Consider the following 19,825-nt stretch of genomic DNA (forward strand, 5'->3'; position numbering starts at 1 on the left):
GCCGGGCCGACGGGGGCGCGCCGGGATCGTCCACGGCCGCGGACAATGGGCTCATGGACGAGCGCGCACGGCACTGGCGGTACGACGAGCTGCCCGGAGTCGATCTGCTGCGGGCCCGGTACGTGCACAAGACGTTCGTGCGGCACACGCACGAGAACTTCGTGATCGCCGCCATCGCCGACGGCGTGGAGGTGTTCCACCACGGCGGGGGCGACCAGTACGCCGGGGCCGGGGCTCTCGCACTGGTGAATCCCGACACGCCGCACACCGGACGGGCCGGGGTGCCCGAAGGATGGCGGTACGGGGCCGTGTACCCACCGGCCGACGTGGTCGCCGAGATCGCGGCCGAGACGACGGGGCTGCGCGGGACACCGGGGTTCGTCAGCCCGGTGGTGGACGATCCCTACGCCGGGAAACTGGTGCACCAGGTGCTGCGGGCCGCCGACGAGGGCAACGCGCTGGCCGCGGACACCCTGCTGCGGGTCGCCGTGACCAGGTTGCTGCGCATGAACGGCGGGCCCATGCCACGGCAGGAGGTGCGGACGGCGGGAGCCCGGATCGCGGCACGCGCACGTGATGTGCTGGAGGAGCGGATCGCATGTCCGCCGACCCTCGAGCGGCTGGCGGCCGACCTCGGGACCAGTCCCTTCGCCCTCCTGCGAGCCTTCCGGAACGCCTACGGGATGCCGCCCCACGCGTGGCTCACGGACGCGCGGGTACGGCGGGCGCGGCGGCTGCTGGACACCGGGACGGCTCCCTCCGAGGCGGCCGTGGCCGTCGGGTTCACCGACCAGCCGCATCTCAACCGGCACTTCAGCCGCATGGTCGGCGTGCCTCCCGGGGCCTACCAGCGGGAGCGCAAGAACGTACAAGACCTCGGGTAGCCGCTGCCCGTAACGTGCGGGGCGTGGCAGATCGGACAGCTCTCGAAGACGCGGACACCGGTGGGAAGACGGACCGGGCCGTCGTACGCGACGCCCTGGGGGTCGGGGTGGCCGTCGGGCTGTCCGGCTTCGCCTTCGGCGTGACATCGGCGGGCAGCGGACTCACGCTGCTGCAGACGTGCGCGCTCAGTCTCCTGGTGTTCACCGGGGCCTCCCAGTTCGCCCTCGTGGGGGCCCTCGCGGCCGGGGGCAGCCCGTTCACGGCGGCCGCCGGCGCCTTCTTCCTGGGCGTGCGGAACGCCTTCTACGGCCTGCGTCTGTCGCAGTTGCTGGCCCTCCCGCGCGTGGTGCGGCCGTTCGCCGCCCAGTGGGTGATCGACGAGACGGCCGCCGTCACGCTCGCCCAGCCCACCCGGCGTGCCGCGCGGCTCGGGTTCGTCGTGACCGGGCTGAGCCTCTACATCCTGTGGAACCTCACCACGCTGCTCGGTGCCCTGGGCGCCGAGGCGATCGGCGACACCGACGCGTGGGGCCTGGACGCCGCCGGGCCCGCGGTGTTCCTGGCGCTGCTCGCGCCGATGCTGAAGACCGGCACCGAGCGGGCCGTCGCCGGGCTCGCCGTGCTGCTGGGGCTCGGACTGCTGCCGGTGCTGCCCGCCGGAGTGCCGGTGCTGCTGGCAGCGCTGGCGGCCCCGGTGGTGCTGTGGGCGGACGGCCGGCGCAAGGGGCAGGGGGAAGCGCGGTGAACGTCTGGATCGCGATCGGAGCGACCGCCCTCGGGTGCTACGCCGTCAAGCTGGCGGGCCTCCTCGTGCCCGCAGGGGCCCTGGAGCGGCCCCTCGTGAAGCGTCTCGCCGCCCTGCTGCCCGTCGCGTTGCTGGCGGCCCTCACCGCCCAGCAGACCTTCGCCGACGGGCAGACGCCGGTGCTGGACGCGAGGGCCGCCGGACTCGCCGCCGCCGCGGTGGCGCTGGTGCTGCGCGCCCCGTTCCTCCTCGTCGTCGCCGCGGCCGTGCTGGTGACCGCGGGGGTGCGGGCCGTGGGAGCGGGATGATCAGTCGATGACGCGGCCGTACGCGCTGAGCACGCGCAGGGCCTCGATCGTCACGAGCGGGCGTGCCTCCAGGGCGGGGGCCGGGGCCCAGTGGCGCCACCGGACGGGCCAGCCGCCGTCCTCCTGCTGCTGCGCCGCGAGGTGGTCGAGGGACCGGGCCATCTCGTCGTCCGTGAACCACGCGCGCGCGAGCGAGCGCGGTGTCCGCGCGTAGTCGTGGGGGAAGTGGTGCTCCCCCGGGGCGTAGCCGGGAGAGACCGGGTAGGCGTCCAGGTCGTCGGGGTCCAGGGCCGCGAGGCGGTGCTTGCGGACCAGGCGTCCGAGACGGTCGGCGGCAGCCCGCGCGCGCGGACGGTCGGGGGCGGAGTCCAGGAAGACCACGGCGGCCTCGATCTCGTACGGGTGCGACGTCTCCAGGGACTCGACCGCCCGCCAGCAGAAGTCCGTGGCCCGGAAGAGCCAGGCGTGCCACACCTCGTTGCGGTGCAGCAGGCCCACCACCGGCCCGGTGGCCAGCAGATCGCTGGGCGGGTCGTCCACCACCGGCACGAAGGGGGCCGTGGGGTAGCCGCGCTGGCTGGGGTGGATCGCCGGGAGGGCGCCGTCCGAGGTCGAGACGGACGTCAGGTAGCGGCACATGCGTTCCACCCGCTGACCGGCGCAACGCCCCACCGCGTCCAGTACACGCAGCGCGTGCGCGGTGTGCAGCGGCTGGCTGACCGGGCCGCGCAGATCGGGCTCCAGCGCGTGGCCGTACCCGCCGTCCTCGTTGCGGTAGGCGTCCAGGGCGGTCTCCACCGGATCTGCGGCGGCGCCCCGGAAGTGGTGGGCGAAGCGGCGCTGCTCGAGCACGCGCGCGGTGAGCCAGACGAAACGCTCCGCGCGCGTGACGGGGCTGTGCGGCGGGGGCGTCGGGGGGAGTTCGGTAGCTCCTGTTTCGGCCATGGGTCAGACCGTAGGGCGCGAAGCGGCGCCGGCAGGCGGTCCCGGCTCAGGCCCACCCCCAGGGGCGGGATACTGGAGTCATGCGGTTGACGGTCTTCTGGCAGCGAATGGCGGAGCACTTCGGTCCTGGTTACGCGGAAACCTTCGCGCGCGACCACGTGATGTCCGAACTCGGCGGGCGCACGGTGGATGAGGCGCTGGAGGCCGGCTGGGACGCCAAGGAGGTCTGGCAGGTGGTCTGCTCGGTGATGGACGTGCCCCGGGAGAGGCGCTGACCGTTGCCGGTGAACCCCGGAGACCCTCGCCCGACGAGATCGGTCGGCCTCACAGGCCACCTGCCGGGCCGGTCGGCCGGTCCAGGGGAGCACGCGCCGACCCGGCCGGCCCGTCCCGGGCGACGCTGACCGGTGACGAAGATCGCAGCCGGGCGGACGGTTGTCGGTGGCGTGGGCGAGACTTGGACCGTGGCACCCACTGACGAGACCGGGCAGGCAGCCCAGCAGTCCTCAGCTTCCGGTACGACTCCGCCTGTCCGGCCCCCGGCCGGCGGGGCCGGGGCGAACGGCCGTATGCCGCGCTGGCTGCCCCGCGCCATGGTGCTGGCGCTCGCCCTCGTCGCGGTGTTCCAGTTGGGCAGCTGGGCCTTCCACCAGCTCACCGGTCTGCTGGTCAACATCCTCATCGCGTTCTTCCTGGCGCTCGCCATCGAGCCCGCGGTGAGCTGGATGGCCTCGCGCGGCTTGCGCAGAGGGCTCGCCGCGTTCATCGTCTTCATCGGCGTGATGATCGTGTCGGCAGGGTTCGTCACCCTGCTCGGGTCCGTCCTCGCGGACCAGATCATCAAGCTGATCGAGGGCTTCCCCGAGTACCTCGACTCCGTCATCCACTGGATCAACACGCACTTCAAGACCGACCTGAGGCGCGTCGACATCCAGGAGGGCCTGCTCCGCTCCGACTGGCTGCGCAACTACGTCCAGAACAGCGCCACCGGCGTCCTGGACGTGTCGGCCCAGGTCATCGGCGGCCTCTTCCAGCTGCTCACGATCGCCCTGTTCTCGTTCTACTTCGCCGCGGACGGCCCGCGACTGCGCCGCGCGATCTGCTCGGTCCTGCCGCCCGCCCGCCAGGCGGAGGTGCTGCGCGCGTGGGAGATCGCCGTGAACAAGACCGGGGGCTACATCTACTCCCGCGGCCTGATGGCGCTGATCTCCGGCGTGGCGCACTTCGTCCTGCTCCAAGCCCTGGACGTGCCCTACGCACCCGTACTCGCCGTGTGGGTGGGGCTGGTGTCGCAGTTCATCCCCACCATCGGCACCTACCTGGCGGGCGCCCTGCCCATGCTGATCGCGTTCACCGTGGACCCCTGGTACGCGCTGTGGGTGCTGGTCTTCGTCGTGATCTACCAGCAGTTCGAGAACTACGTGCTGCAGCCCAAGCTGACCTCCAAGACCGTCGACATCCACCCCGCCGTCGCCTTCGGTTCGGTCATCGCCGGCACCGCCCTCCTCGGCGCGGTCGGCGCGCTGATCGCCATCCCCGCCATCGCCACGCTCCAGGCCTTCCTCGGGGCGTACGTGAAGCGCTACGACGTCACGGACGACCCCCGGGTGCACGGTCACCGGCGACGGGGCGAGGGACCGGGCCTGCTCGCGCGGGCGAAGGGCCTGTGGGAACGGCGCCGCGAGGCGGAGCGGCCGGAGGGCCGGGGGCCCGGACAGAGCTCCTCCTGACCCGGCCGCCGACGATCTGACCTCGCCGCCGACGGTCTGACCAGGTCGCCGGCGATCGGGCGGCAGCCTGCCCAGAGGCATGGGGGCGGCCCTTGGGGGAAGGCCGAGAGCACGTGCCGGGACATGGAACGGACGGCGCCGGCTCGGTTCCGGATGTGCCGCGTGGTGCGCTTGACACCAAAATCGAACATCCGTTCTTATGGAGGCACCGGCGAGGCTCAACGAAGGGCATTTCGACGTACTTTGGGTAGAGAAATGCCCGAGTTATCCACAGGCCGGACGTGCGTCGGGGCGCGTTGTCAGTGGCAGGCGTTAGCGTCTTTGACGTGAAGCGATCGACTCAAGCAAATCGGGTGGAACCCATGGCAGGAACCGACCGCGAGAAGGCCCTGGATGCCGCGCTCGCACAGATTGAACGGCAGTTCGGCAAGGGCGCGGTCATGCGCATGGGTGACCGGGTGAACGAGCCCATCGAGGTCATCCCGACCGGGTCCACCGCCCTCGACGTGGCCCTCGGCGTGGGCGGCCTGCCGCGCGGCCGCGTCGTCGAGGTCTACGGACCGGAGTCCTCCGGTAAGACCACCCTGACCCTGCACGCGGTGGCGAACGCACAGAAGGCCGGAGGCCAGGTCGCCTTCGTCGACGCGGAGCACGCACTCGACCCCGAGTACGCGAAGAAGCTCGGCGTCGACATCGACAACCTCATCCTCTCCCAGCCGGACAACGGCGAGCAGGCCCTGGAGATCGTGGACATGCTGGTCCGCTCCGGTGCCCTCGACCTCATCGTCATCGACTCCGTCGCCGCGCTCGTCCCGCGCGCGGAGATCGAGGGCGAGATGGGCGACAGTCACGTCGGTCTGCAGGCCCGCCTGATGAGCCAGGCCCTGCGAAAGATCACCAGCGCGCTCAACCAGTCCAAGACCACCGCCATCTTCATCAACCAGCTCCGCGAGAAGATCGGCGTGATGTTCGGCTCCCCCGAGACCACGACCGGTGGCCGGGCGCTGAAGTTCTACGCTTCGGTGCGCATCGACATCCGCCGCATCGAGACCCTGAAGGACGGCACGGAGGCGGTCGGCAACCGCACCCGCTGCAAGGTCGTCAAGAACAAGGTCGCGCCGCCCTTCAAGCAGGCCGAGTTCGACATCCTCTACGGCCAGGGCATCAGCCGTGAGGGCGGTCTGATCGACATGGGCGTGGAGCACGGCTTCGTCCGCAAGGCCGGCGCCTGGTACACGTACGAGGGCGACCAGCTCGGCCAGGGCAAGGAGAACGCGCGCAACTTCCTCAAGGACAACCCCGATCTGGCCAACGAGATCGAGAAGAAGATCAAGGAGAAGCTGGGCGTGGGCGTGCGCCCCGAGGAGCCGGCCGCCGAGCCGGGTACGGACGCCGCGGCCTCCGCACCGGCCGACGCGGCGCCCGCTGTCCCGGCCCCGGCACCGGCCAAGACCGCCAAGTCCAAGGCCGCCGCAGCCAAGAGCTGACCTGTGACACGGCGAACCGACTGGGCGGAGTACGAGTACGCCTCCTCCGGTGCCTCACGGGGGAGGGGCACCGGAGGCGACACGGGCTCGGCCGTGGAGGAGGTGGACGGCTTCGGGGACACCCCACTCGAGGGTGACCGGCTGTACGGAGACGGGGACGACACCGGGCCGCACGGGGGCGGCTCACCCAGAGGCGGCTCGCGTGACGGCGGGCCGCGCGGCAGGCGTGGTCGTCGTCGGCGTGGCTTCGGTGAGGCGGCGGCCGAAACCGAGGACGGAGGTGCCCTCTCCTCGTCGAGGGCCGAGCAGGAGGCACCTCCGGGGGACCCGGTCGAGCGGGCTCGGGCGATCTGCCTGCGCCTGCTCACCGGGACCCCACGGACCCGCAAGCAACTCGCCGACGCCCTGCGCAAGCGGCAGATCCCGGACGACGCCGCCGAAGAGGTGCTCTCACGGTTCGAAGAGGTCGGCCTCATCAACGACAGTGCCTTCGCGGACGCCTGGGTGGAGTCCCGCCACCACGGCAGAGGGCTCGCCCGGCGTGCGCTCGCCCGGGAGCTGCGAACCAAGGGCGTCGACTCCACCCTGATCGACGAGGCGGTCTCCCAGCTCGACTCCGAGCAGGAGGAGGAGACCGCACGCGAGCTCGTCGCACGCAAGCTCCGCTCCACCCGAGGACTCGACCGGGACAAACGCCTCCGCCGCCTGGCGGGGATGCTCGCCCGCAAGGGCTACCCCGAGGGCATGGCCCTGCGGGTGGTCCGGCAGGCGCTGGAGGAAGAGGGGGAGGACACGGAGTTCCTCGGGGACGAGGAGTTCTGAGGGGGGTAACGCCGACGGGATGAGCTCTGGGACCCGGAGCAGTTGCATGGTCCCGGCGAGCAACTGCCGCCGCTCAACGCCTGTGTGCGTCCTAGGCTCAGCGCATGAAGATCGATGTGCGCTCAGCAGCCGAGAGGGACGTGTCTGCGTTGCTTGCTCTGTACAGCGAGTTGAACCCGGACGATGCGCCGTTGCCTCAGGAGTCCGCAGACGCCATCTGGGCGGCCATATCAAGTCAGCAGGGCCGTACGATCCTGGTGGCTGATGCCGATGGCACTGTGGTCGGGACGGCGGATTGCATCGTCTTGCCGAACTTCACGCGCGGCGGCCGGGCCATCCTGTTCGTGGAGAACGTCGTGGTGGCCGGCTTCTTCCAGCGGAGCGGTGTCGGCCGTCAGCTGATGGAGGCTGCTGTTCGGCTGGGTGAGGCTGCGGGCTGCTACAAGGTTCAGCTCCTGGCCGCGGACGACGAGTACGTCCACACCTTTTACAAGGCGTGCGGTTTTGAAGCTCTGGCAGAGGGTTTCCGCCGCTACATTCCCTAGCAACCCTCGCTCTCACTCCACCGGCAACCCCGCCCCTCGCCATGCCTGGAAGCCCCCGACCAGGTCCGTTGCCCGGTGCAGGCCCAGCTGGTGCAAGGACTGGGCCGCCAGGCTGGACGCGTAGCCCTCGTTGCAGATCACGACGATGCGCAGGGCGTGGCTCGTGGCCTCGGGGAGGCGGTGGCTGCCCTGGGGGTCGAGGCGCCATTCCAGTTCGTTGCGCTCGACGACCAGGGCGCCGGGGATGAGGCCGTCCCGATCGCGCAGGGCGGCGTAGCGGATGTCGACCAGGAGCGCGTCACCGGCCTGGGCAGCCTCGTACGCGGCTCGCGGTTCGATCCGTTCGTAACCCGCCCGGACCCGCTCCAGCAACTCGTCGATGCCGACCGGCGGTTGGGTGTCGCGGCTCGTCGGCCCGGGTGCGGCGCTCACTGCCAGTCCTCCGGTCGCTCGACCTGCTCGAGCCGCAGGATGGAGCCACTGCGGCTGTAGCGGCGGATCTGCGGCAGAGGCGGGTAGTAGGCGTGGACGGAGATCGCGTGCCGGTCGGGGGACTCGTTGAGCACCTCGTGCACGTGGTGCCGGCCGAAGGCGCGGCCCTGGCCGGCCCGCAGCCGGCGTTCCCGGTCCACGTCGTCGGTGAGTTCCAGGGTCTTCCAGCCGTCGGTGGGCAGCCGAGCGGCGAGCGAGTTCTCCTTGAGTTCGCCCGAGGCGGTCAGAAAGGCGCCGACCGAGTCGGCGTGGTCGTGCCAGCCGGTGCCCGTGCCGGGGGGCCAGCCGATCAGCCATGCTTCGCTGCCGCCGGGCCCGTCCAGCCGCACCCACGTGCGGCCCTCCGGGTCGAGCGGCAGGGAGTCGATCAGCTCGGTGTCGTCGGCCGTGCGCCGGACGAAGTCGTAGAGGTCGGCCTGGGTGGGAGCCGGACCGGTGGAGACAGAGGGGGTTGCAGAAGGGGGTACAGACACGGGTGCCGTCCTGAAGGTCCTGATGAGGGTTCGCGGGCGAGGCGCGGCAGCCGGACAGAGCGCGGCGCGCGCACAGAAGAAGAGGAATGCGAAATCAGCAGGACGGGCGACACACGCAGCCCGCATAGCGGAGGAGGTCCATATGGACCCTCCGCCACAGGCGCACACAGGTGTCGGTCACGCACCGGAGTACACCACGGCCGCCCGGGCGGGTCAACTCACTGTCACCATGCGGACGCTCTGTGACAGTGAGCACATCACATCGGGACCGATCCCCGGGACCGAACCCTGGACCGATCCCTGGACCGAACCCTGGACCGAACCCGGGGGATCGAACCCCCGGACCGATCCCCTGGACCGAACCCGGGGGATCGAACCCCCGGACCGATCCCCTGGACCGATCCCCCGGGACCGAACCCGGGGGATCGAACCCCCGGACCGATCCCCCGGACCGATCCCCTGGACCGATCCCCTGGACCGATCCCCTGGACCGATCCCCTGGACCGATCCCCTGGACCGATCCCCTGGACCGGCCCTCGGGGGCGCGGGCCCCTCAGGGCCGACCTCAGCGTGAACCGGCCGAAGCACCGGCCTCTGCCTCCGCCTTCACCGGTCCGCCCACCGTGGCCTCCGCCGCGGCGTACAGATCGGCCGGGCGCACTCCGCCCAGCGCGGTGACGAGGTGCCCGTCGGGACGTACCAGCAGCACGGTGTGCGCGGCCGCACCGGGATAGCTCTCGGCGACGAGCAGCTCGGCGGGGTGCGGCAGTGCCGTGACCGCCGCCGCGAGCTGCGGCATGATGCCCGCGCTGACCCAGTGCTTGCGCTCCCAGACACCTGTGCCCGGCGCGATCAGCACCACGAGCAGCGCACCGCGGCCGAGCCGGTCCCGCAGCCGTACGAAGGTGCCGTCCTCCGCTGTGACCCGTACGTCGGTGACCGGTGCTCCGGGCGGTGTGTCGACGGGGACCTCCCCTTCGAGGTGCCGGGGGGCGAGCGGCGAGTCGGCGTACGACCCCGGCGCGCCGAGCTGGCCGTGCCCCAAGTGCCCCTCGGTCAGCAGGGCGTCGTGGCCCCGGGACGCTCCCGGGACGACGGCCCGCAACCCGCCACCGCCGCGCAGCAACGGCAGTGCCTGGTCGGCGGCGCGGAGCCGGGCGGCGACGACCGCCCGGCGTTCCGTCTGGTAGCTGTCGAGGAGCGACTCGTGCGGCCCGTGGTGCCAGGCCAGGGCAAGCTTCCAGGCGAGGTTGTCGGCGTCCCGCAGTCCCTCGTCCAGCCCGTGCGTGCCCAGCGCGCCGAGCAGGTGGGCCGCGTCACCGGCGAGGAACACGCGGTCGGCGCGCCAGCGGCGGGCCAGCCGGTGGTGGACGGTGTGGACTCCGGTGTCCAGCAGCTCGTACGGCGGGGTCGTGCCGCCCGCCCAGCCGGCCAGGGTCTCCCGGATCCGGGTGAGCAGCAGTTCGGGGGTGACCAGGTCCTTGCCGGGCGGCAGGAGCCAGTCCAGGCGCCAGACGCCGTCCGGCAGCGGACGCGCCGTGACCTCGCCGGCCGAGGGCCCGGACATGCGCCACGGCGGCAGGCGGTGCAGCAACGCCTCGTCGTACCAGGGCAGTTCCGTACGGAGCGCGGCGACGGCGTGACGTTCCACCGCCGTACGGCCGGGGAAGCGGATGTCCTGGATCTTGCGCACGGTCGAGCGGGGACCGTCGCAACCGACCAGGTAACTGCCGCGCCACCAAGTGCCCTTGGGGCCGCGGGTGTGGGCTGTGACGCCCGAGGGCTCCTGTTCGAGGCCGTCGAGACGGCTCTCCACCGCGATCTTGACGAGCCGTTCGCCCGCGAGGGCGGCGCGCAGGGCGCCGGTCAGCACGTGCTGGGCGATGTGCAGGGGGGCGGGCTCGGTGTCGTCGAAAACCACCTCGCGCATCACCTGCTTGCGCCGCATCGACCGCCATCCGGCCCAGTGCGCACCGGCCCGTGCGAGGGGCATGCCGGTCAGCCGTTCCATCAGAGCGGCGGTGTCCTCGCGCAGGACGACGGTGCGCGCCGCGCGGGGTTCGTCCTTGCCCGGGCCCTCGTCGAGGACGACGCAGGGCACCTCCTGACGTGCCAGCGCCAGGGCGAGCGTGAGCCCGACGGGCCCCGCTCCGACGATGATCACCGGGTCCACGGCGTGGCGCCCCCTGCCCGCGGTGGTGTCCTGAGAGACGTAGGTGAACAGGAAGTTGGAGCAGGGTGCACGATCACAGAACGTATGCAACCCATTGCCGGTGCTTGCGTCAAGTGACCAGGGGCAGTGGCGATCATGCCACTGCCCCTAGTGTGTCACGCGAGGTGACCGGGTGTCAGACGGTGCCTCCGGCACCGGTCCCCGCCGTGCCGGCGATCTCCGCGTCGTGCGGGCCCACGACCGCGCCCGTCGACTTCTTGGCCCGCCGCAGTCGGCGCTCCAGCCAGCTGGCGAACGAGGTGAGGGCGAAGTTGAGCGCGATGAAGATGACAGCCACGACCGTGAAGCTGGCGATGATGTTCGCGCCGTAGTAGCCGCTCATCGTGTTCGCCGAGGAGAGCAGCTCGGAGTAGGTGAGGACGGCGCCGCCGAGCGCGGTGTCCTTCACGATGACGACGAGCTGGCTGACGATGGCCGGGAGCATCGCCGTGACAGCCTGCGGCAGCAGGACCAGGCGCATCAGCTGGCCCTTGCGCAGGCCGATCGCCATCGCCGCTTCGGACTGCCCCTTGGGCAGGGACAGGATGCCCGCCCGGACGATCTCCGCCAGGACGGAGGCGTTGTACAGCACCAGGCCGGTGACGACCGCGTAGAGCGGACGGTCGTCGGAGGTGACGTTGGTGTATTCGGCGAAGAGGGCGAGGCCGAAGATCATCAGGACCAGCACGGGGATGGACCGGAAGAACTCGACCACGACCGCGGCCGGCACCCTGACCCACACGTGGTCCGACAGGCGGGCGATGCCGAGGACCGCGCCCAGCGGCATCGCGATGATCACCGCCAGGGCGGCGGCCTTCAGGGTGTTCTGCAGACCCGGCCAGATGTACGTGGACCAGGCCTCAGTGTGGACGAACGGCTCCCACAGGGCCCACTCCAGCTGGCCCTTGTCCTTGAGGGTCCCGAACACCCACCACAGCAGGGCGGCGACGGCGACCAGGAAGACCACCGTGAGGACCACGTTGCGACGCTTGGCGCGAGGCCCCTGCGCGTCGTACAGAACGGAGCTCATCGCTTCACCGCCACCTTCTTGCCCACCCAGCCGAGGAACAGGCCGGTCGGCAGCGTCAGGATCACGAAACCGAACGCGATGATCGCCGAGATCAGCAGCAGCTGTGCCTCGTTCTCGATCATCTCCTTCATCAGTACCGCCGCTTCGGCGACACCGATGGCGGCGGCCACCGTGGTGTTCTTGATGAGGGCGATCAGCACGTTCGCGAGCGGGACGACGGACGAACGGAACGCCTGCGGCAGCACGACCAGACCGAGCACCTGGTTGAAGTTCAGGCCGATCGCGCGGGCCGCCTCCGCCTGCCCGACCGGCACCGTGTTGATGCCGGAGCGCAGCGCCTCGCACACGAAGGACGAGGTGTAGAGAATCAGGCCCAGTACGGCGAGCCGGAAGTTGATCGTCTCGACATCGTTCGCGCCGAGGGAGACCCCCAACGTCTGGTTCAGGCCCAGCGACGTGAACAGGATGATGACGGTCAACGGGATGTTCCGCACGATGTTCACGTACGCGGTCCCGAAGCCGCGCATCAGCGGCACCGGCCCGACGCGCATGGCGGCCAGCAGAGTGCCCCAGATCAGGGAGCCGACGGCGGAGAGCACAGCGAGCTGCACTGTCGTCCAGAAGGCTCCCAGCAGGTCGTAATCCTCAAGAAAGTCGAACACGATCTCCCGTGCTTCCGCGTGTAGGGATGTCCACGCCGGTGCGCCGCCCCCTCCGGTGGGCGGCGCACCCTGTCAGGCGCTGCCTCAGCTCTTGATTTCGCCGATCTTCGGCGCCGGCTCGTTCTTGTAGTTGGCCGGGCCGAGGTTCTTGTCCACGGCCTCCTGCCAGGCCTTGTCGGCGACCATGTCCTCAAGGGCCTTGTTGATCTTGTCCTTGAGGTCGCTGCCCTTCTTGACGCCGATGCCGTAGTTCTCGTTCGTCAGCTTGAAGCCGCCGAGCTTGAACTTGCCCTTGAACTGCGACTGGGCGGCGTAACCGGCGAGGATCGAGTCGTCGGTGGTCAGCGCGTCGACGGCACCGTTCTGCAGGCCGGGAAGGCATGCGGAGTACGTCGGGTACGGCTGCAGCTGCGCCTTGGGAGCCAGCTTGTCCTTGACGTTCTGCGCCGAGGTGGAGCCGGTGACCGAGCACAGCTTGGCGTTGTTCAGGTCCTTCGGCGACTTGATCTTGTTGTCGTCCGCACGAACCAGAACATCCTGGTGCGCCAGCAGGTAAGGCCCGGCGAAGTCGACCTTCTCCTGGCGCTCGGGGGTGATCGAGTAGGTCGCGGCGATGAAGTCGACGTCACCACGCTGGAGCATGGTCTCGCGGTCGGCGCTCTTCGCTTCCTTCCACTCGATCTGGTCCGCGTCGTAGCCGAGCTTCTTCGCGACGTACGTGGCGACGTCGACGTCGAAGCCGGCGTAACCCTGCGGCGTCTTCTGGCCGAGGCCGGGCTGGTCGAACTTGATGCCGACCGTGATCGTCTTGCCGCCGCCGTCGGAGCCGGAGTCGCCGCCCGTGCTGTTGTCGCCGCCACACGCGGTGGCGGTGAGGGCGAGGGCGAAGACGGTGGCCGAGGCGGCGGTGACCTTGCGGAGCTTCATGATGAACATCCTTTGGCTGGTGAAGAGATGCGGGCCCTCAAGGGGCGGGCGGCGCGGGGTGCGCGTCGGACGCGACCCGCGCCGTCAGTGGTGCAGGATCTTGGAAAGGAAGTCCTTGGCACGGTCGCTGCGCGGGTTGCTGAAGAACTGGTCGGGCGCAGCCTCCTCGACGATCCGGCCGTCCGCCATGAACACCACGCGGTTTGCGGCCGATCGTGCGAAACCCATCTCATGGGTGACGACGATCATGGTCATGCCGTCGCGGGCGAGCTGCTGCATGACCTCCAGCACCTCGTTGATCATCTCGGGGTCGAGCGCGGAGGTCGGCTCGTCGAAGAGCATCACCTTCGGCTCCATGGCCAGGGCCCGCGCGATGGCGACGCGCTGCTGCTGACCGCCGGAGAGCTGAGCCGGGTACTTCTCGGCCTGCGCGCCCACGCCGACCCGGTCGAGCAGGGCCCGGGCCCGCTCCTCGGCCGCCTTCTTGTCCTTCTTGCGGACCTTGATCTGGCCGAGCATCACGTTCTCGAGCACGGTCTTGTGCGCGAAGAGATTGAAGGACTGGAAGACCATCCCGACGTCGGCCCGCAGCCGGGCCAGCTCCCTGCCCTCGGCGGGCAGCGGCTTGCCGTCGATCGCGATCGAGCCGGAGTCGATCGTCTCCAGGCGGTTGATGGTGCGGCACAGGGTGGACTTGCCGGACCCGGAGGGTCCGATGACCACGACGACTTCACCGCGGGCGATCGTCAGGTCGATGTCCTGGAGTACGTGCAACGCGCCGAAGTGCTTGTTGACGCTCTTCAGGACGACCAGATCGCCGGTCGCGGCCACATCTTCCTTGGCCACCGATACTTCGGTCATCGCTCTCAGGCTCCGTCCTCCTCGGTTTCGGAGGACAGTAGTAACCCTCTACGACCTGCGTCATTACATCTGAGGGGAATCTGAGCATCACGATCCGATAGCAATCGGACACGTGTCGTAGCACTTGTGAGCAGCGCTGATATCGGCCGGGTAACGGAAGGGCTCCGCAACCGGAACTCTCTTGACGCCGTCCTCATCCATCAGCGTGACTGCACAAGATGCACGCGGGCGTGTGCACGCGTTGTGTACACATACAGATCGTACGGCCAGTGAACTGAAGGGGGACCGGATGAGACTGCTGCTCGTCGAGGACGACAACCACGTCGCCGCCGCCCTGTCGGCTGTTCTGGCGCGGCACGGGTTCGACGTCACGCACGCGCGCAGCGGTGAGGAGGCCCTTCAGGCACTCGTCCCCGAGGGCGACTGCTTCGGCGTCGTCCTCCTCGACCTCGGCCTGCCCGACCAGGACGGATACGAGGTCTGCGGCAAGATCCGCAAGCGCACCAGCACCCCGGTGATCATGGTCACCGCGCGCTCCGACGTGCGCTCCCGCATCCACGGCCTCAACCTCGGCGCCGACGACTACGTGGTGAAGCCCTACGACACAGGGGAGCTGCTCGCCCGCATCCACGCGGTCAGCCGGCGCACCTCCCACGAGGACACCTCCAGCGGCATCGAGACCGAGCTGCGCCTCGGCCCGGTACACATCGAGCTGCCCACCCGCCGGGTCAGTGTGGACGGGTCGGTGATCAGCCTGACCCGCAAGGAGTTCGACCTGCTGGCCCTGCTCGCGCAGCGGCCCGGAGTGGTCTTCCGCCGGGAGCAGATCATCAGCGAGGTGTGGCAGACCAGTTGGGAGGGCACCGGGCGCACCTTGGAGGTGCACGTCGCGTCCCTGCGCGCCAAGCTCCGGATGCCGGCCCTCATCGAGACCGTCCGCGGAGTCGGTTACCGGCTCGTCGCGCCTGCCGGGTAGCGGGGCCGGGTGCGCACTCGTCTGCTCCCGCTGCTCATCGTCCTGATGGCGGCCGTTCTGCTCGCGCTCGGTATCCCGCTCGCCGTCAGTCTCGCCGGCGCCCAGCAGCAGAAGGTCGTCGTCGACCGGATCGACGACACGGCGCGCTTCGCCGCCCTCGCCCAGTTCGTCACCGACTCGCCCGACGGCACCACCGGCGCCTTCGAGAACGAGCGCCTGGCCACCCTCAGCAGCGAGCTGCGCAGCTACTACGAGGTGTACGGCATCCGGTCCGGTGTCTTCTACCGCACCGGCCGGGCCATGGCCCACGCCCCCGCCGAGTGGTCGCTGCCTCAGGAGGGCGAGGTGCGGGACGCCTTCGCCGAGGCGAAGCTCAGCCGCCGCAGCCACGACCCGAAGCAGGTGTGGCCCTGGCAGCGCCGCAACCTCGTGGTCGCCTCTCCGGTCATCCGGGACGGCGACGTCGTCGCGGTCGTCGTCACCGACTCGCCCACCGGGCAGCTGCGCTCACGCACCCTGCACGGCTGGCTGGTCATCGGCGCGGGCGAGTTCGCCGCGATGCTGCTGGCCGTCGGTGCCGCCCTGCGGCTGACCGGCTGGGTGCTCAAGCCCGTGCGCGTCCTGGACGCCACCACCCACGACATCGCCACCGGCCGGCTCAAGTCCCGGGTCGCCGCCGCCGGCGGGCCGCCGGAACTCCAGCGGCTGGCCCGGTCGTTCAACGAGATGGCGGACAACGTCGAGGACGTGCTGGAGCAGCAGCGCGCCTTCGTCGCCGACGCCTCCCACCAGCTGCGCAACCCCCTCGCCGCGCTGCTGCTGCGCATCGAGCTGCTCTCGTTCGAACTGCCCGAGGGCAATCAGGAGATCGCCTCGGTCCAGGCCGAGGGCAAGCGTCTCGCACAGGTCCTGGACGACCTGCTCGACCTGGCGCTGGCCGAGCACACCGAGGCGGATCTCAGGATCACCGACATCGGCGAGCTCGCCGCCGAACGCCTCGCGGCCTGGGCTCCGACCGCCGAGGCCAAGGGCGTGCGTCTGGTGGGGGACTGCCCGCCGACGACCGCGTGGGCCGACCCGGTCGCGCTGTCCAGCGCGCTGGACGCGGTCATCGACAACGCCGTGAAGTTCACGCCCGAGGAGCGGACCGTCGAGGTCACCGTCGCCTCCAACGGCGACACCTCCACCGTCGTCGTGACCGACCAGGGCCCGGGCCTGACCGAGGAGGAGCTGGCCCGCGTCGGTGACCGCTTCTGGCGCAGCGGCCGCCACCAGAACATCAAGGGCTCGGGCCTCGGGCTGTCCATCTCGCGGGCGCTGCTCGCGGCGGGCGGCGGTTCCATCACGTACGACCGTCATGAGCCGCACGGACTGAAGGTGACGGTGGCGGTACCGAGGTCGGCGCCCACGGCCTGACGGGACGGCGCCTGCGGCGCCGCCGCGGTCTGCCGGGGCGCTACGGCTTGACCGACTGGTAGTAGCGCTGGGCGCCGGCGTGCAGTTGCAGCGGGTCGGTGTAGATCGCCGTGCGCACGTCGACCAGCTGGGCGGAGTGGACTTTCTCCCCGATGAGGTCCCGGCTGTCGAGCACCGTACGGGTCAGCCACTCGGTGAGCCGCGGATCCATGTCGCTGCGCGTGATCAGCAGGTTGGACACCGCGAGCGTCGGTATCGCCTTGCCGCGCTGGATGGTGGGGTAGGCCGATTCCGGCATCTTCGTGGCCCGGTAGTAGCGCGTGGCGCCGCCCTGGTCGTGCAGTCTGGCCACGAGCGTGGCGTCGATCGGCACGAACCGGAAGGCCGACGCCGACTTCTTGGCCGGGCGGCTGAGCCCGTCGGTGGGCAGGCCGCCCGACCAGAAGAACGCGTCCAGGCCGTGGCCCAGCCGCTTGGGTCCGGTGTCGATGCCGTCCGACGACGGCTTGATGTCCTTCTCCGGGTCGATGCCGGCCGCCTTGAGCACGCCGTTCGCTATCAGCCGCACACCGGAGTCGGGCAGCCCTATGGCCACGCGCTTGCCCCGCAGGTCCGCGACGGAGCGGATGTCCGAGTCCGGCGGCACGACGAGCTGGACGTAGTCGTCGTACAGGCGGGCGACGCCGCGCAGCCGGTCGGCGCCCGGGCCCTTGCCCAGCTTGTATGTGGCGACCGCGTCGGCCGCGGCGATCGCGAAGTCCGCGTCGCCCCTCGCCACGTCCGCGACGTTCTCCTGCGAACCGGCACTGGGCTGCAGCCGCACCTTCAGGTCGGGCATGTCCTTGTCGATCTCGTCGCTCAGGAGCTTGCCGTACTCGTGGTAGACGCCCGCGCGCGTGCCCGTGCTGAACGTGATGGTCCCGCTCGGCGGCTCCTCGGCCCAGGGGCGGAGCCACCACATCAGCAGGCCGAGGACCACGAGGGAGGCGGCGCCGCCCTGCAGGGCCCGACGCCTGCCGATACGGGGGAGCGTTCTGGACATGCGGGCGATCCTGCCAGCCGGGTGGCCCCCTGACCAGGGCAGGGGTCACAAGCCGGGGACGGGGGAGTGCCGGTGGCCGCCACTACAGTCGTTCCCCATGAGCTCTTCGCCCGCTGACCTGGTCCGTGAATTCCACCGCGCCTTCGGCCTGGACGCCCGCAGTACGCCGACGGAGGTCTCCCCGGAACTGGCGGCCCACCGGGGCGAACTCCTCGCGGAGGAGGCGGCGGAGGTCGCCGAGGTGTCGGTGCGGGGGCCGCTCGACCGGCTCGCCCACGAGCTGGCGGACGTCGTCTACGTCGCGTACGGCACCGCCCTCGTGCACGGCATCGACCTCGACGCGGTGCTCGCCGAGATCCACCGCTCCAACATGACGAAGATCGGCCCCGACGGCTCGGTGTCCCGCCGCGAGGACGGCAAGGTCCTCAAGGGCGAGCACTACGAGGCGCCGGACGTGCCGGGGGTACTGCGCAGGCAGGGGTGGGTGCCGGGCGGGGGCGCCTGACCTGGGGCATGCCCCGGAGGTCACGCCCCGGCGCCTCGGCCCGCCCTCCTCAGTCGGCGACCGGTGCCTCCGCCTCGGCCGCCCGGGGCGCGGGCTCCGGGCGGTGGGGCTCGCGGCGTCGGGACCACCACGTCGCCACCGGCTCGGTGTAGCGCGCGGTGAGCGGGCCGAGGACGACCAGGATCAGCACATAGGCCGTGGCCAGGGGGCCGAGGGACGGTTCGATACCGGCCGCGACCGCGAGCCCCGCGATGACGATCGAGAACTCTCCGCGCGCCACCAGTGCGCCACCCGCCCGCCAGCGGCCCTTGACGGAGATCCCGGCCCGCCGGGCAGCCCAGTACCCGGTGGCGATCTTCGTCAGCGCGGTGACGACGGCCAGCCCGAGCGCGGGCAGCAGGACGGGCGGGATGCTCGACGGGTCGGTGTGCAGCCCGAAGAAGACGAAGAAGACCGCGGCGAACAGGTCACGCAGCGGGCTCAGCAGGGTGTGGGCGCCCTCCGCGACCTCCCCCGACAGCGCGATGCCCACCAGGAAGGCCCCGACCGCCGCCGACACCTGCAGCTGCTGCGCGACACCCGCGACCAGGATCGTCAGGCCCAGCACGACCAGCAGCAGCTTCTCCGGGTCGTCGCTGGAGACGAACCGTGAGATGAGCCTGCCGTAGCGCACGGCCAGGAACAGCACGAGTCCGGCCGCGCCCAACGCGATCGCCAGGGTCACGCTGCCGGCCATCAGGCCGACGCCCGCCACCAACGCCGTGACGATGGGCAGGTACACCGCCATCGCCAGATCCTCCAGCACCAGCACGCTGAGGATCACCGGCGTCTCGCGGTTGCCGACCCGGCCCAGATCGCCCAGCACCTTCGCGATCACGCCGGACGACGAGATCCAGGTGACACCGGCCAGCACGACCGCGGCCACCGGGCCCCAGCCGAGCAGCAGCGCCACGGCCGCCCCGGGCAGCGCGTTGAGGGCGCAGTCGACCAGACCGGACGGGTAGTGGGTCTTGAGGTTGGAGACCAGATCGCTCGCCGTGTACTCCAGGCCCAGCATCAGCAGCAGCAGGATGACGCCGATCTCCGCGCCCGTGGCGATGAACTCCTCGCTCGCGCCGAGCGGCAGCAGACCGCCCTCACCGAAGGCCAGACCGGCCAGGAGATACAGGGGGATCGGCGAGAGCTGGAACCGGGCGGCGAACCGGCCGAGCAGGCCGAGGCCGAGAATGATGGAACCGAACTCGATGAGCAGAACAGCGGAGTGCAAGAGTTCACTCCCGCCCGAGTATGGTCGCGGCCGCGTCGACGCCCTCGCGGGTCCCGACGACGATCAGCGTGTCACCGCCCGACAGCCGGAAGTCCGGCGCGGGCGACGGGATGGCCTCGGCCCGGCGCAGCACGGCCACCACCGACGCGCCCGTCTCCGTCCGCATCCGCATGTCGCCCAGCACCCGCCCGTTCCAGCGCGAGGTCGCGGACACCTCGATCCGCTCGGCCACCAGTCCGAGGTCCGTGGTGTACAGCAGGCTCGGGCTGTGGTGGGACGGCTTCAGCGCGTCGATCAGCGAGCCCGCCTCCGAGCTGGTCAGCTTCAGCGACTGCGCGCACGAGTCGGGATCGTCGGACCGGTACACGTTCACCGTGCGCGTGCCGTCGCGGTGCGCCACCACCGACAGATGGCGGTGTTCCCGGGTCTCCAGGTCGTACTGGACCCCGATGCCCGGCAGCGGCGTCGCCTTCAGGCGCGGAGCTGACACGTTGC

The 19,825-nt window shown here is 70.7% G+C and carries 23 protein-coding genes; 11 read left to right on the plus strand and 12 right to left on the minus strand.

Annotated features, from left to right (window positions below; translation table 11 throughout):
* Positions 1–53 precede the first annotated feature (53 nt).
* From ACFY5B_RS06165 to ACFY5B_RS06175, 3 genes are read left to right on the plus strand one after another with little or no spacing between them, the layout of a single operon-like run.
* Positions 54–884: an AraC family transcriptional regulator gene (locus tag ACFY5B_RS06165; RefSeq protein ID WP_389965220.1), complete on the plus strand. Its 831-nt coding sequence runs from the start codon at positions 54–56 to the stop codon at positions 882–884.
* 23 nt (positions 885–907) lie between these two features.
* Positions 908–1,630 carry an AzlC family ABC transporter permease gene (locus ACFY5B_RS06170; RefSeq protein ID WP_389965222.1) on the plus strand — a complete coding sequence of 241 codons (723 nt, stop codon included), beginning with the start codon at positions 908–910 and terminating at the stop codon, positions 1,628–1,630.
* Entirely contained in the window at positions 1,627–1,938 is a 312-nt protein-coding gene (locus tag ACFY5B_RS06175) for an AzlD domain-containing protein (RefSeq protein ID WP_389965224.1), read from the plus strand. Before ACFY5B_RS06170 ends, ACFY5B_RS06175 begins: the two co-directional genes overlap by 4 nt.
* Here the strand turns inward: ACFY5B_RS06175 and ACFY5B_RS06180 are convergent, their stop codons facing one another.
* Entirely contained in the window at positions 1,939–2,883 is a 945-nt protein-coding gene (locus ACFY5B_RS06180) for a hypothetical protein (RefSeq protein ID WP_389965226.1), read from the minus strand.
* Between the two features lie 80 nt (positions 2,884–2,963).
* On the opposite strand from ACFY5B_RS06180, the gene ACFY5B_RS06185 reads away from it, so the two are divergent.
* The 5 genes from ACFY5B_RS06185 (at position 2,964) to ACFY5B_RS06205 (ending at position 7,467) form a co-directional block, all read left to right on the plus strand.
* Entirely contained in the window at positions 2,964–3,158 is a 195-nt protein-coding gene (locus tag ACFY5B_RS06185) for a DUF3046 domain-containing protein (protein WP_389965227.1), read from the plus strand.
* A 189-nt stretch (positions 3,159–3,347) separates the two neighbouring features.
* The gene (locus ACFY5B_RS06190; protein WP_389965229.1) at positions 3,348–4,613 is read left to right on the plus strand and encodes an AI-2E family transporter; all 1,266 of its coding nucleotides are present in this window, start codon (positions 3,348–3,350) and stop codon (positions 4,611–4,613) included.
* A 362-nt stretch (positions 4,614–4,975) separates the two neighbouring features.
* Positions 4,976–6,100 carry a recombinase RecA gene (recA, locus tag ACFY5B_RS06195; protein WP_104781311.1) on the plus strand — a complete coding sequence of 375 codons (1,125 nt, stop codon included), beginning with the start codon at positions 4,976–4,978 and terminating at the stop codon, positions 6,098–6,100.
* A 3-nt stretch (positions 6,101–6,103) separates the two neighbouring features.
* A complete protein-coding gene (recX, locus tag ACFY5B_RS06200) occupies positions 6,104–6,922 on the plus strand; it encodes a recombination regulator RecX (RefSeq protein WP_389965232.1) in 819 nt (272 codons plus the stop codon).
* Between the two features lie 104 nt (positions 6,923–7,026).
* A complete protein-coding gene (locus ACFY5B_RS06205; protein ID WP_389965235.1) occupies positions 7,027–7,467 on the plus strand; it encodes a GNAT family N-acetyltransferase in 441 nt (146 codons plus the stop codon).
* Between the two features lie 12 nt (positions 7,468–7,479).
* Here ACFY5B_RS06205 and ACFY5B_RS06210 read toward each other — a convergent pair whose 3' ends face one another.
* The 8 genes from ACFY5B_RS06210 to ACFY5B_RS06245 form a co-directional block, all read right to left on the minus strand.
* Entirely contained in the window at positions 7,480–7,899 is a 420-nt protein-coding gene (locus ACFY5B_RS06210; protein WP_389965238.1) for a rhodanese-like domain-containing protein, read from the minus strand.
* A complete protein-coding gene (locus ACFY5B_RS06215) occupies positions 7,896–8,432 on the minus strand; it encodes a cysteine dioxygenase (RefSeq protein ID WP_389965240.1) in 537 nt (178 codons plus the stop codon). The genes ACFY5B_RS06210 and ACFY5B_RS06215 overlap by 4 nt, the downstream gene beginning before the upstream one ends.
* Positions 8,433–8,526: 94 nt before the next feature.
* Positions 8,527–8,688, minus strand: a complete 162-nt coding sequence (locus ACFY5B_RS06220) for a putative leader peptide (RefSeq protein ID WP_389965242.1) — start codon at positions 8,686–8,688, stop codon at positions 8,527–8,529.
* Positions 8,689–8,997: 309 nt separating this feature from the next.
* Positions 8,998–10,605 (minus strand): FAD-dependent monooxygenase, encoded by a 1,608-nt coding sequence (locus ACFY5B_RS06225; RefSeq protein ID WP_389965244.1) that lies wholly within the window; start codon positions 10,603–10,605, stop codon positions 8,998–9,000.
* A 175-nt stretch (positions 10,606–10,780) separates the two neighbouring features.
* The gene (locus ACFY5B_RS06230) at positions 10,781–11,674 is read right to left on the minus strand and encodes an amino acid ABC transporter permease (protein ID WP_389965247.1); all 894 of its coding nucleotides are present in this window, start codon (positions 11,672–11,674) and stop codon (positions 10,781–10,783) included.
* On the minus strand, positions 11,671–12,336 hold the full coding sequence (locus ACFY5B_RS06235; RefSeq protein ID WP_189592801.1) for an amino acid ABC transporter permease: 666 nt from the start codon (positions 12,334–12,336) through the stop codon (positions 11,671–11,673). Before ACFY5B_RS06235 ends, ACFY5B_RS06230 begins: the two co-directional genes overlap by 4 nt.
* Positions 12,337–12,420: 84 nt before the next feature.
* The gene (locus ACFY5B_RS06240) at positions 12,421–13,263 is read right to left on the minus strand and encodes a transporter substrate-binding domain-containing protein (RefSeq protein ID WP_389965250.1); all 843 of its coding nucleotides are present in this window, start codon (positions 13,261–13,263) and stop codon (positions 12,421–12,423) included.
* 84 nt (positions 13,264–13,347) lie between these two features.
* Positions 13,348–14,124: an amino acid ABC transporter ATP-binding protein gene (locus ACFY5B_RS06245; RefSeq protein ID WP_389965253.1), complete on the minus strand. Its 777-nt coding sequence runs from the start codon at positions 14,122–14,124 to the stop codon at positions 13,348–13,350.
* A 289-nt stretch (positions 14,125–14,413) separates the two neighbouring features.
* Between ACFY5B_RS06245 and ACFY5B_RS06250 the strand changes: the two genes are divergently transcribed.
* The gene (locus ACFY5B_RS06250; protein WP_053671050.1) at positions 14,414–15,100 is read left to right on the plus strand and encodes a response regulator transcription factor; all 687 of its coding nucleotides are present in this window, start codon (positions 14,414–14,416) and stop codon (positions 15,098–15,100) included.
* Between the two features lie 9 nt (positions 15,101–15,109).
* On the plus strand, positions 15,110–16,516 hold the full coding sequence (locus ACFY5B_RS06255; protein WP_389965257.1) for an ATP-binding protein: 1,407 nt from the start codon (positions 15,110–15,112) through the stop codon (positions 16,514–16,516).
* 40 nt (positions 16,517–16,556) lie between these two features.
* Here ACFY5B_RS06255 and ACFY5B_RS06260 read toward each other — a convergent pair whose 3' ends face one another.
* On the minus strand, positions 16,557–17,558 hold the full coding sequence (locus tag ACFY5B_RS06260) for a TAXI family TRAP transporter solute-binding subunit (protein ID WP_389965260.1): 1,002 nt from the start codon (positions 17,556–17,558) through the stop codon (positions 16,557–16,559).
* Positions 17,559–17,655: 97 nt separating this feature from the next.
* Here ACFY5B_RS06260 and ACFY5B_RS06265 point away from each other — a divergent pair, with 97 nt between their 5' ends.
* Complete coding sequence (locus ACFY5B_RS06265) at positions 17,656–18,063, plus strand: MazG nucleotide pyrophosphohydrolase domain-containing protein (RefSeq protein ID WP_104781302.1); 408 nt, start codon at positions 17,656–17,658, stop codon at positions 18,061–18,063.
* A 49-nt stretch (positions 18,064–18,112) separates the two neighbouring features.
* Here ACFY5B_RS06265 and ACFY5B_RS06270 read toward each other — a convergent pair whose 3' ends face one another.
* Positions 18,113–19,330 carry a cation:proton antiporter gene (locus tag ACFY5B_RS06270; RefSeq protein ID WP_389965263.1) on the minus strand — a complete coding sequence of 406 codons (1,218 nt, stop codon included), beginning with the start codon at positions 19,328–19,330 and terminating at the stop codon, positions 18,113–18,115.
* Positions 19,331–19,334: 4 nt separating this feature from the next.
* Positions 19,335–19,820: a cation:proton antiporter regulatory subunit gene (locus tag ACFY5B_RS06275; protein ID WP_389965266.1), complete on the minus strand. Its 486-nt coding sequence runs from the start codon at positions 19,818–19,820 to the stop codon at positions 19,335–19,337.
* Between the last annotated feature and the right edge of the window lie 5 nt (positions 19,821–19,825).

This window comes from Streptomyces sp. NPDC013187 (assembly GCF_042899705.1).
In the GTDB taxonomy this organism is placed as follows: domain Bacteria; phylum Actinomycetota; class Actinomycetes; order Streptomycetales; family Streptomycetaceae; genus Streptomyces; species Streptomyces hawaiiensis_A.

Excerpts from the sequence above, each read along its gene's own strand:
- ACFY5B_RS06165 (WP_389965220.1), top strand. The coding sequence starts at position 54 with ATGGACGAGCGCGCACGGCACTGGCGGTACGACGAGCTGCCCGGAGTC.
- ACFY5B_RS06180 (WP_389965226.1), bottom strand. The coding sequence starts at position 2,883 with ATGGCCGAAACAGGAGCTACCGAACTCCCCCCGACGCCCCCGCCGCAC.
- ACFY5B_RS06185 (WP_389965227.1), top strand. The coding sequence starts at position 2,964 with ATGCGGTTGACGGTCTTCTGGCAGCGAATGGCGGAGCACTTCGGTCCT.
- recA (WP_104781311.1), top strand. The coding sequence starts at position 4,976 with ATGGCAGGAACCGACCGCGAGAAGGCCCTGGATGCCGCGCTCGCACAG.
- ACFY5B_RS06205 (WP_389965235.1), top strand. The coding sequence starts at position 7,027 with ATGAAGATCGATGTGCGCTCAGCAGCCGAGAGGGACGTGTCTGCGTTG.
- ACFY5B_RS06230 (WP_389965247.1), bottom strand. The coding sequence starts at position 11,674 with ATGAGCTCCGTTCTGTACGACGCGCAGGGGCCTCGCGCCAAGCGTCGC.
- ACFY5B_RS06240 (WP_389965250.1), bottom strand. The coding sequence starts at position 13,263 with ATGAAGCTCCGCAAGGTCACCGCCGCCTCGGCCACCGTCTTCGCCCTC.
- ACFY5B_RS06245 (WP_389965253.1), bottom strand. The coding sequence starts at position 14,124 with ATGACCGAAGTATCGGTGGCCAAGGAAGATGTGGCCGCGACCGGCGAT.
- ACFY5B_RS06250 (WP_053671050.1), top strand. The coding sequence starts at position 14,414 with ATGAGACTGCTGCTCGTCGAGGACGACAACCACGTCGCCGCCGCCCTG.
- ACFY5B_RS06260 (WP_389965260.1), bottom strand. The coding sequence starts at position 17,558 with ATGTCCAGAACGCTCCCCCGTATCGGCAGGCGTCGGGCCCTGCAGGGC.
- ACFY5B_RS06265 (WP_104781302.1), top strand. The coding sequence starts at position 17,656 with ATGAGCTCTTCGCCCGCTGACCTGGTCCGTGAATTCCACCGCGCCTTC.